Raw genomic sequence first — 9,802 nt, 5'->3', positions numbered from 1 at the left:
TTTTTTTGTTTTTGCTTGTCTTGGTCAATCAGTGTTTTGTTACCGATTTACTGTACGTCATAGAACAACAGAGTTCACTATTGGCTCTGGTTTAGTCCCATTAGAGACTGCTGAGTTTCCATGATCGACTGCTGTACACTCTGTTCGTTTTGCAGACCCAGTTGCTGTTTTGCTTCTTCTTCTGAGATACCCAGATGACAACAGAGCAGGTCTATCGCCATTTGATAACTGTTCATTTCCGCCATGGTGATTCCTTTCTTAGCAATTCTGCACAATCTGGCCTTAAACATAGCAGCTAATACTGCGCCTGCAATACGACCAAAGTCTAACTTTGTACACGCATCACTTTTGCCTGTCAGGCTTGTGTTAAAAAACAAAATGTTGCAATTTCCTGCTTAACCTTGAATTAAAAAAAATTAAACTATACCTAAACAAGGTGGAAGTGAATTTCACACCTTTTATCGTATGTCACGGGTAACGGCTTTGGCGCCTTGCCCGGTATCGGAGAAAATAATGAAGCGTGTAATGTTATTTTTGGCCACTAACCTGGCCGTTGTACTAGTGTTGAGTGTTGTACTTAACATTGTTTACGCGGTTACCGGTATGCAACCGGGTAGTATGTCTGGCCTGTTGGTACTTGCGGCAGTGTTTGGTTTTGGTGGTGCGATTATTTCCTTGCTGATGTCTAAGGGAATGGCATTGCGCTCGGTGGGTGGTATGGTCATTGAAAGCCCACGTAACGAAACAGAACACTGGTTGATGGAAACGGTCGCTCGTCAGGCACAAAAAGTGGGTATTGGTATGCCGACTGTCGCGATTTATGACTCGGCTGACATCAACGCATTTGCGACCGGTGCAAAACGGGATGATTCTTTGGTCGCAGTTTCTACCGGCTTGTTACATAACATGACCCGAGATGAAGCCGAAGCGGTGTTGGCTCACGAAGTGAGTCATATTGCCAATGGCGATATGGTTACCATGACCTTAATGCAGGGGGTAGTGAATACCTTTGTAATTTTCCTGTCGCGCTTTATCGCGAATATTGTTGCCAGTGGTGACGATGAAGAAGGAGAAGGCGGAAATATGATGGTCTACTTCGCCGTTTCGATAGTCCTGGAGTTGCTGTTTGGTTTCTTGGCCAGCTTTATAACTATGTGGTATAGCCGTCATCGTGAATTCCACGCAGACGCAGGTGCTGCTGAGCTGGTTGGTAAGCATAAGATGATCGCGGCGCTGGAACGCCTAAAACTGAGCCAGGAATCTCAACTTGAGGGCTCAATGATGGCGTTCGGTATTAATGGCAAACGCTCGATTTCGGAACTTCTGATGAGCCACCCGCCGTTAGATAAGCGTATTAATGCGTTGAGAAATTCATAATAATTAATGTGTTAGTTAAAAGGCTTGGTTTTTACCAAGCCTTTTTTGATCCATTTTTTCCCCGTCGCGTACTAAATGCAAAAGTTGTACAAAAATAATCTTGTACAACTTTTCAGGGCAAAACTGTTCAGATTGAACAGTGGCAGAGTGAGCAGTCGGAGAGATAAATGGACATTAGCAAATTCGGCAAAATTTACCAGCAGTTGGATGATTCAAAACTGCACACGCTGGAAAAGGTTTACCATCCAAATGTCGTTTTTGAAGATGCAGCGCATCGTATAGAAGGTTGGCCAGCGCTGAACGCTTACCTGGCAAACCTGTATCAGAATGTGCAGCAATGCCAGTTTGATATACACCACAGCCAACAAGAGGGCGATACCGGCTTTGTTACCTGGACCATGCACCTGCAACACCCCAGATTAAACAATGGAAGGGTGGTTCAGGTTCAAGGTGTCAGCCATCTGATGTTCAGTGATGGCAAAGTGATCTATCACCGGGACTATTTTGATCTTGGCGAAATGCTTTACGAGAATCTACCTTTAATCGGCAAGCTGATTCAGGCCATCAAGCGGAGGCTGGGCCAATGAGCGTGGTGATGATCACCGGTGCTACTTCCGGTATTGGCAAACAACTGGCGATGGATTATGCGCGAGAGGGCTGGTCTGTGCTGGCTTGTGGCAGAAATGCTGCCGCATTAGAAGAGCTAGCCGGGCAGTCTGCTTCATCGATTACGCCGATCTGTTTCGACGTTACTGACCCTGCGGCTACCCATCAGGCACTGCAACATTTACCGCAGCTTCCGGATGTCTGGCTGCTAAATGCCGGAGACTGCGAATACATTAATGACGGAGTGATAGACGCGGCGCTGTTCCAGCGGGTGTTCAGTGTCAACGTGTTGGGCTTGGTGAATGTCATCGAAGCGATTCAGCAGCATTTCAAGTCCGGCCAGCGTATAGCGATCATGGGCTCGGTTGCCAGCGAAGTCGCGCTGCCCCGCGCTGAAGCCTACGGCGCGTCTAAAGCGGCGGTCAGTTACCTGGCCCGAACCTTGACCCTGGATTTACGTCATAAAGGTATCGATGTCACCACCATATTTCCTGGTTTTGTTCAGACTCCGCTGACCGACAAGAATGATTTTGCTATGCCGATGCTGATCACCGCAGAGCAAGCGTCCAAGCGGATCAGAAACGGCCTGAGAAAGGGTTTGACCACTATTTATTTCCCATTCCGTTTTACCGCCATTCTGCGCCTGATAGGCGTGTTGCCATACAGTTGGCAGACGTGGCTAATCGGCAAGATGTTTAATGACCAAGGAGAGTCAGCATGAAGATCGCAATTATTGGCAGTGGGATATCCGGGCTGACCTGTGGTTACCATTTGCACCGCCACCATGACGTAACCGTGTTCGAAGCCAGCGATTACATCGGCGGGCACACGGCGACTGTCGATGTACAAGTTAACGGACAAGACTACGCCGTCGACACCGGTTTTATCGTCTTCAATGACCGGACCTATCCCAACTTCATGGCGATGTTAGACAAGCTGGGCGTTCGTTATACCGAGACCGAAATGAGTTTCAGCGTCCGTAATGACTACAACGGCCTGGAATATAATGGACATACGCTAGCGACCATGTTCGCGCAAAAGCGCAATTTGTTCAGTCCGCGTTTCTATTATTTTATCTGGGAAATATTGCGTTTTAACCGCCTGGCAAAACAGTCAGTGGATCAAGACCTGCAGAACGAACAGACTCTGGGCGAATTTTTACAGCAACACGGCTTCAGCGACTATTTTAGCCAGAACTACATATTGCCGATGGGAGCGGCCATCTGGTCATCTACCCTGGCCGATATGCGCGCGTCCCCGCTGCCATTCTTTATTCGCTTTTTCCTCAATCACGGCCTGCTGGATGTCACCAACCGGCCCCAGTGGTATGTATTGACCGGAGGATCGCGCAGTTATATAGGACCAATGACACAAGGTTTTTCTGACCGGATTTTATTGCGTAGCCCAGTCACCAGAGTGACGCGCACTGCCAACGGGGTCTCGTTACTGGTTAATGGCGAGCAGCATCAGTTTGATCAGGTGATCTTTGCCTGCCACAGCGATCAGGCTCTGGCCATGTTAGCCGATGCCTCACCACTGGAAACTGAGACATTATCCGCAATGGCTTACCAGGCCAATGACGTGATCCTGCACACTGACACCCGCTTGTTACCGAAACGAAAATCAGCCTGGGCGGCATGGAACTACTGGATACAGGCGAATCAAACCCAGCCCGCTCCGCGGCAGGAGGAAAAGCTGCCCAGCCTGACTTACAATATGAACTGTTTACAGCACATTGAAGCTGAACAGACATTTTGCGTGTCACTCAACTGCCTTGATCAGATTGACCAGAGTAAAGTACTGCGCAAATTTAGCTATCACCACCCGGTGTTTACCCGTCAGTCAGTTGCTGCACAGGCGAATAAATCAAGTATTGACGGCGTGATGCGCAGCTGGTTCTGCGGTGCGTACTGGTATAACGGCTTCCATGAAGATGGTGTGCGCAGTGCTCTGGATGTGGTAGCGGGCATTGAACGCCTGTCGGCCCAACTGGAGCAAGGGGCAGCTTGATTATGTCTGATGCAACACTTCGCTCATCTGCACTGTCCAGCCGGCTCTATGTCGGCGAGGTCAGGCACCGCCGCTTTCAACCGGTAAATCATCATCTGGTGTATCGGCTTTTCATGCCCTGCATTGATCTGGATGAAATAGAAACGCTGGAAAAATCAGTGTGGGGTTTTGGCCAGCGTTGGTGGCACTGGGCACGTTTCTATCGCCCTGATTATCTGGGGGTGGGTAACCTCAAGCAGGCGGTATTGGATAAAGTTGCCGAGCTAGCTGGTGAGACGCTTGCTGACGGTCAGGTAAAAGCACTGATCCACCTGCGCTATCTGGGCATCTATTTCAGCCCGGTCAACTTTTACTATGTCTACGACCAGCAAGGGCATTGGCGTTACCTGTTGGCAGAAGTGAGCAATACGCCCTGGAATGAACGTCATTACTATCTGGTGCCGGCTGACCCTGGCAGCACAATGACTCAAAGTGCGCAGCAAAAAGCATTTCATGTATCGCCGTTTAACCCGATGAACCAGCAGTATCACTGGCGGATACGACCGTTACACGAGAGGTTGTGGCTACATCTGCAGTGCCAGCAACACGCTGGTGAGAAAAACAAAGAATTCGATGCGACATTGGCCATGCGCGCGCACAGTTTTAGCTCAGCCAATTTGCTCAAACAGTTAGTGGTGACTCCAATCATGGCGGTCAAGGTTGTGGCCGGCATCTACTGGCATGCAGCTAAGTTGTGGTGGAAAGGTGCACCGGTTTATTCGCACCCGTCCAGCGGAGCAGAGGAAGAACATAACAAGGAGCCAAGATTATGATAACCAGCCAGACCTTATCTTATCCGGTCAGTTTAACTCGAGTTCAAAGCGCTGCCCGCACGGCGATATTCACCAGTCTGGGTAGCTTAAATGCGGGCAGCATCACCGTGGTGGAAAAGTTTGCCGGTCACTCGCCAGCCAGAGTAGAGCAATTTACCGCCAGCGCACAACCTGAACTTGCTGCGGTAATCGAGATATACAATCCGGATTTCTATAGCCGGGTAATACGCGGTGGCAGTATCGCCGCGGCAGAAGCCTACATGGATGGCTGGTGGGACAGCCCAAATCTGACGGTGCTGACTCGGTTAATGGCCGTCAACATGGCAGCGTTGGATGACATTGAGCGTAGGTCCGGCTGGTTAAAGCGCTGCGCCTATAAAATAGGCCACTGGCTGAACCGCAATACCCAGAGCAACTCCAGGCAGAATATTGAAGCCCACTATGATCTCGGTAATGAGCTCTATGAGACCTTCCTTGACCGCAACATGCTCTATTCAAGCGGGATATTTGCCACAGCCGAGGATTCACTGGATCAGGCGCAAATTAATAAAATGGAGCGACTTTGCCAGCAACTGCAACTCAAACCAGACGACCATGTGCTGGAAATTGGTACCGGCTGGGGCGCGATGGCCATTTATATGGCGCAACGCTACCAGTGCAGGGTGACCACTACCACTATCTCCAGAGAGCAGCATGACTATGCAGCGGAGAAAATTGCTGAATTAGGGCTGCAAGATCAGATCACGCTGCTACTTGAGGATTACCGCGATTTATCCGGTGAGTATGACAAGTTAGTGTCGGTAGAAATGATCGAGGCGGTGGGCAAGCAGTTCCTTGGGTCATATATCGCTAAGTGTCAGTCATTACTTAAGCCGGGTGGCATACTGGCTTTACAGGCGATCACCATAACGGATCAGCGCTACCATGACTACAGCCGCAGTGTTGACTTCATTCAGAAATATATCTTCCCAGGCGGCTTCTTGCCTTCAGTCGGAGCGATCAATCAGGCTACAACTCGTTACAGCAATCTGGTGCTGAGAGATCTAAAAGATATCGGCCTGGATTACGCCACCACCTTAGCCCACTGGCGACTGCGATTTGAGGCGGCAGCAGAGCGAATACATCAGCTGGGCTATGATGAGCGATTTATGCGCATGTGGCGCTACTACCTCTGCTATTGCGAAGGTGGTTTCTTAGCTCGCAGTATCAGCACGGTCCATATGACTTATCAGCGGGTGTAAGGTGGACAACATGATTAAGCTGCTGCTCATTTCAACCTGGTTTCAAATTATCTGGTTGATGGCAGTAATCGGGGCGGAGTCTCTGCAGTGGCTGACCCTAGCCTGTGTGTTGGTTACTTACGCAATAGAGCGATTAAGCCAAGGGACCAAGCTTGCCCCGCTGCTGCTGATCGCAGCCGTCGGGATTGTGCTGGACAACGTTAATCACAGTATTGGTGTGATTGAATTTTCCGACAACCGGTTTCCGCTTTGGCTGGCAGCGCTATGGTTTGCTTTTGCCTGGTTTGCTTATTACCTGGCGGAGCTGGTGAGGCGATATCCGCTGAGGTATGTAGCGCTGGCAGGAGGCATTGCCGGCGCAGCCAGTTATTTCACTGGCGCCCAACTAGGCGATGTGCTGTTACGTGAGCCGCTGTTTTGGACCCTGGCTATCCTGATGGTGCAATGGCTCGGCGTGATCTGGTTGATATTAAAGGTGTACCGATATGAAGAGTAATCAATATGGTTTGCGGTTGCTGGGGGCTCTGGTAGCAGGGCTGGTAAACGCCGCCGTTGCTTCGCCATTTAGTTCAGAGGCATCTAACGGTGCAGCACTAGACTGGCAGCAGTGGCGACCGGTGGGCTCAGCGCAACTGAGTTGGTGGTTTTTCGACATTTATCAGTCGCACTTGCTCACCCCGTCCGGTCAATATCAGGCTCAGACAGATATCAGCCCGCATCCGTTGGCGTTGTCGATTCACTATCAACGGGATATTGACCGGCTAGAGTTGCTCCAGGCGACCGCTGACCAGTGGCAAAAGCTGGGCTACTCAAAAGCAGATGTGGATCGGTGGCTGGCACAATTAGAGAGCATTTTTCCGGATGTTCGTCAGGGGCAACAACTGGCTTATGTTACCGACGGTCGGAGAGGGCAGTTCTATTTTGCCGAGCAACAAAAACCATTTCAAGCTATCGGTCACATTGGCGATGAGCGATTGAATGATGCCTTTCTGGCCATTTGGCTGTCACCCAAAACAACTTACCCTGATTTACGCAGGCAGTTGATAGGAGCTCATCATGACTAAAGTAAGCACGCTGCGGCGTATTCTGCTGGTATGGGTACTGTTGGTTGTCAGTGCCTGCAGCAGTGATCTGAATGACTACCACCAATCACACCCTCAGTTTAATCTGTTTGGCTATTTTGACGGTCACGTCACGGCGTGGGGGATGGTGCAGGACTACCAGGGTAAGCAGACCCGACGATTTGAAGTCGACATAACCGGCACTGTTGAGAACGATACCTTAACCCTGGAAGAAGAGTTTCAGTTCGATGACGGAGAAACGGACACCCGAGTCTGGACGATTACCCGTCAAAGCGATGGCAGTTATATTGGTCGCGCTGATGATATTCAGGGAGTGGCGACTGGCCGGGAGGTGGGGAATGCTCTGCGCTGGCAGTATGATTTTGAACTGACGTTGGATGATTCAACCGTCGTGGTCGCATTCGATGACTGGCTATACCGCCAGGACGAACGGCACCTGTTTAATCTGACCAGCATACGCAAGTTCGGTATTGAGGTCGGCACACTGACACTGTTTTTCCAGAAGCAACCCTGATGATAGCCATGGCGCGATGATGGTCACCTGCGATTAACCGGCCAATAAAAAAGGCTTCCTGAAGGAAGCCTTTAGCGATTCTGCTGCGATTACAGCTTGTCAGTCAGGTCGATGGCACGGCCGATATAGTTCGCTGGTGTCATCGCTTTCAGACGGACTTTTTCATCTTCTGGCAGTTCCAGGCCATCGATAAAGTTACGCATTGCTTCACCGTCAACGCGTTTACCACGAGTCAGCTCTTTCAGCTTCTCGTATGGTTTTTCGATGCCGTACCGACGCATGACGGTTTGCACCGGTTCCGCCAGAACTTCCCAGTTTTTGTCCAGTTCCGCCAGCAATGCTTCACGGTTTACTTCCAGCTTGCTAATACCCTTCAGAGTTGAAGTGTAAGCGATGATGGCATAGCCGACGCCTACACCCAGGTTACGTAGTACCGTGGAATCGGTCAGGTCACGTTGCCAGCGGGAAATAGGCAGTTTTTGCGCCAGGTGGTTGAAGACAGCATTAGCCAGACCCAGGTTACCTTCCGAGTTTTCGAAATCGATAGGGTTAACTTTGTGCGGCATAGTAGAAGAGCCGATTTCGCCAGCGATGGTCTTCTGTTTAAAGTGACCCAGCGCGATGTAACCCCATACGTCACGGTCAAAGTCGATCAGAATGGTATTGAAACGTGCAATGGCATCAAACAGCTCTGCAATGTAATCGTGCGGTTCAATCTGCGTGGTGTACGGGTTCCAGGTCACGCCCAGTGATTCGGTAATGAACTCTTCACTGAATTTGTGCCAGTCCAGCTCTGGGTAAGCAGATAAGTGTGCGTTGTAGTTACCAACGGCGCCGTTAATTTTTGCCAGGATTTCGACATTAGCGATTTGCTGGTATTGGCGTTCCATGCGGTAGGCCACGTTGGCCATCTCTTTACCCATAGTCGATGGGGATGCTGGTTGGCCATGAGTTCGGGACAGTAGCGGGATATCACGGTACTCAACTGCCAGCTTACGGATAGCGTCGATCAGGTTACGGATCTCAGGCAAAATCACGTTTTCACGTGCGTCTTGCAGCATCAGAGCGTGTGACGTGTTGTTGATGTCTTCAGAAGTACAGGCGAAGTGAATAAACTCATTCACCGCATGCAGCTCAGCAACCGCGGCAACTTTCTCTTTCAGGAAGTATTCAACCGCTTTAACGTCGTGGTTGGTGGTACGCTCAATCTCTTTAATGCGGCGGGCATCTTCTTCAGAGAAGTTTGCGGCAAGCTCATCCAGGAACTGGTTTGCCTCTGCACTAAATGCAGGCACTTCAGCGATCTCTGCAGTCGCAGCAAGCTTCTGTAACCAGCGGATTTCAACGATAGTACGATACTTTAGGAGACCGTACTCGCTGAAAATCTCGCGTAACGCAATCGTTTTACTACCGTAGCGGCCATCTACTGGTGAAACAGCAGTCAATGCTGACAGTTCCATGTTTTTCTCCTGAATAATGATTTGAAAAAGTTAGAGGATATAAAAAAGTAAACTCGCACCGGGGGTGCGAGTTAGGACTATTACATTCGAGCCAGCAGGATCTGTGCTTGCTCGATCATTTTTTTGCGACCAAAAATCAGGTGGCGACGCTTGCCACCCACCTGGCGCCAGAGTACCGCACAACGGATACCGGACAATAATAGTGCCCGAACCTTTTGCTGATTGGAGGTTTGCTGCAATACCGAAGGTGTACCGGTGACCTGAATTCGAGGGCCTATTGGACTGATCACATCCAGATAAACACTGGCCAGATTACTGATCATATTCTCGTCCAACAAATCGTAGTGTTCGAGTTGCCGATGTAGCATCGAAATTCGGTCGCCCAGTTGTGACATGGCATCCCGGCGACTGTTCAGTTTCCGCTCCAAAGCCATCAGGCTGATAATATAACGGGTGATTTCAGAGCCTGCCGGCGTGCTGTCGATACCTTTAACCAGGCACTCCAGACCGATTTTTAAATTGGCTTCGCGGCCAAAGACATTCAGCGTACTACTCGGGTTAGTATTCAAAATTGCGTTTAGCGAAGTTTCAAACGCGTCAGAATCACAATAACCGTCCTTCGCCATTTGTTGAACAAGCGCTACTGCCTGACACATTCCGGCGAATGCAATAGTACGGTCATAAATGGTGTTAGCCACGT

At 50.0% G+C, this 9,802-nt stretch carries 12 protein-coding genes; 9 read left to right on the top strand and 3 right to left on the bottom strand.

Annotated elements, in window-relative coordinates:
- Positions 1-77: 77 nt before the first annotated feature.
- A complete protein-coding gene (locus ACQY6F_RS07840) occupies positions 78-245 on the bottom strand; it encodes a hypothetical protein (protein WP_428773444.1) in 168 nt (55 codons plus the stop codon).
- Between the two features lie 268 nt (positions 246-513).
- Between ACQY6F_RS07840 and htpX the strand changes: the two genes are divergently transcribed.
- The 9 genes from htpX (at position 514) to ACQY6F_RS07795 (ending at position 7,642) form a co-directional block, all read left to right on the top strand.
- The gene (htpX, locus tag ACQY6F_RS07835; protein ID WP_428773443.1) at positions 514-1,377 is read left to right on the top strand and encodes a protease HtpX; all 864 of its coding nucleotides are present in this window, start codon (positions 514-516) and stop codon (positions 1,375-1,377) included.
- A 167-nt stretch (positions 1,378-1,544) separates the two neighbouring features.
- Complete coding sequence (locus ACQY6F_RS07830; RefSeq protein ID WP_428773442.1) at positions 1,545-1,964, top strand: nuclear transport factor 2 family protein; 420 nt, start codon at positions 1,545-1,547, stop codon at positions 1,962-1,964.
- Positions 1,961-2,704 carry an SDR family NAD(P)-dependent oxidoreductase gene (locus ACQY6F_RS07825; protein ID WP_428773441.1) on the top strand — a complete coding sequence of 248 codons (744 nt, stop codon included), beginning with the start codon at positions 1,961-1,963 and terminating at the stop codon, positions 2,702-2,704. Before ACQY6F_RS07830 ends, ACQY6F_RS07825 begins: the two co-directional genes overlap by 4 nt.
- Positions 2,701-3,993: an NAD(P)/FAD-dependent oxidoreductase gene (locus ACQY6F_RS07820; protein ID WP_428773439.1), complete on the top strand. Its 1,293-nt coding sequence runs from the start codon at positions 2,701-2,703 to the stop codon at positions 3,991-3,993. Before ACQY6F_RS07825 ends, ACQY6F_RS07820 begins: the two co-directional genes overlap by 4 nt.
- Before the next feature lie 2 nt (positions 3,994-3,995).
- The gene (locus tag ACQY6F_RS07815; protein WP_428773437.1) at positions 3,996-4,805 is read left to right on the top strand and encodes a DUF1365 domain-containing protein; all 810 of its coding nucleotides are present in this window, start codon (positions 3,996-3,998) and stop codon (positions 4,803-4,805) included.
- Positions 4,802-6,046, top strand: a complete 1,245-nt coding sequence (locus ACQY6F_RS07810; protein ID WP_428773436.1) for a class I SAM-dependent methyltransferase — start codon at positions 4,802-4,804, stop codon at positions 6,044-6,046. The genes ACQY6F_RS07815 and ACQY6F_RS07810 overlap by 4 nt, the downstream gene beginning before the upstream one ends.
- Positions 6,047-6,056: 10 nt before the next feature.
- On the top strand, positions 6,057-6,542 hold the full coding sequence (locus tag ACQY6F_RS07805; protein WP_428773435.1) for a DUF2878 domain-containing protein: 486 nt from the start codon (positions 6,057-6,059) through the stop codon (positions 6,540-6,542).
- A complete protein-coding gene (locus ACQY6F_RS07800; protein ID WP_428773434.1) occupies positions 6,532-7,110 on the top strand; it encodes a chalcone isomerase family protein in 579 nt (192 codons plus the stop codon). Before ACQY6F_RS07805 ends, ACQY6F_RS07800 begins: the two co-directional genes overlap by 11 nt.
- Positions 7,103-7,642 carry a DUF3833 domain-containing protein gene (locus ACQY6F_RS07795; protein WP_428773433.1) on the top strand — a complete coding sequence of 180 codons (540 nt, stop codon included), beginning with the start codon at positions 7,103-7,105 and terminating at the stop codon, positions 7,640-7,642. The genes ACQY6F_RS07800 and ACQY6F_RS07795 overlap by 8 nt, the downstream gene beginning before the upstream one ends.
- An 89-nt stretch (positions 7,643-7,731) precedes the next feature.
- Here ACQY6F_RS07795 and purB read toward each other — a convergent pair whose 3' ends face one another.
- Together purB and hflD are read right to left on the bottom strand one after the other, a co-directional pair.
- On the bottom strand, positions 7,732-9,102 hold the full coding sequence (gene purB, locus ACQY6F_RS07790) for an adenylosuccinate lyase (RefSeq protein WP_428773431.1): 1,371 nt from the start codon (positions 9,100-9,102) through the stop codon (positions 7,732-7,734).
- Positions 9,103-9,182: 80 nt separating this feature from the next.
- Positions 9,183-9,800: a high frequency lysogenization protein HflD gene (hflD, locus tag ACQY6F_RS07785; protein WP_428773430.1), complete on the bottom strand. Its 618-nt coding sequence runs from the start codon at positions 9,798-9,800 to the stop codon at positions 9,183-9,185.
- Positions 9,801-9,802: the final 2 nt, after the last annotated feature.

It is taken from the genome of Vibrio sp., from assembly GCF_050299255.1.
Lineage (GTDB): Bacteria > Pseudomonadota > Gammaproteobacteria > Enterobacterales > Vibrionaceae > Vibrio.
This window is presented reverse-complemented; position numbering and strand designations above follow the sequence as displayed.

What these genes read in the sequence shown, in the direction of transcription:
- ACQY6F_RS07810 (WP_428773436.1), top strand. Translation starts at nt 4,802, where the DNA reads ATGATAACCAGCCAGACCTTATCTTATCCGGTCAGTTTAACTCGAGTT.
- ACQY6F_RS07805 (WP_428773435.1), top strand. Translation starts at nt 6,057, where the DNA reads ATGATTAAGCTGCTGCTCATTTCAACCTGGTTTCAAATTATCTGGTTG.
- ACQY6F_RS07800 (WP_428773434.1), top strand. Translation starts at nt 6,532, where the DNA reads ATGAAGAGTAATCAATATGGTTTGCGGTTGCTGGGGGCTCTGGTAGCA.
- htpX (WP_428773443.1), top strand. Translation starts at nt 514, where the DNA reads ATGAAGCGTGTAATGTTATTTTTGGCCACTAACCTGGCCGTTGTACTA.
- ACQY6F_RS07815 (WP_428773437.1), top strand. Translation starts at nt 3,996, where the DNA reads ATGTCTGATGCAACACTTCGCTCATCTGCACTGTCCAGCCGGCTCTAT.
- ACQY6F_RS07840 (WP_428773444.1), bottom strand. Translation starts at nt 245, where the DNA reads ATGGCGGAAATGAACAGTTATCAAATGGCGATAGACCTGCTCTGTTGT.
- ACQY6F_RS07830 (WP_428773442.1), top strand. Translation starts at nt 1,545, where the DNA reads ATGGACATTAGCAAATTCGGCAAAATTTACCAGCAGTTGGATGATTCA.
- purB (WP_428773431.1), bottom strand. Translation starts at nt 9,102, where the DNA reads ATGGAACTGTCAGCATTGACTGCTGTTTCACCAGTAGATGGCCGCTAC.
- ACQY6F_RS07825 (WP_428773441.1), top strand. Translation starts at nt 1,961, where the DNA reads ATGAGCGTGGTGATGATCACCGGTGCTACTTCCGGTATTGGCAAACAA.
- ACQY6F_RS07820 (WP_428773439.1), top strand. Translation starts at nt 2,701, where the DNA reads ATGAAGATCGCAATTATTGGCAGTGGGATATCCGGGCTGACCTGTGGT.
- ACQY6F_RS07795 (WP_428773433.1), top strand. Translation starts at nt 7,103, where the DNA reads ATGACTAAAGTAAGCACGCTGCGGCGTATTCTGCTGGTATGGGTACTG.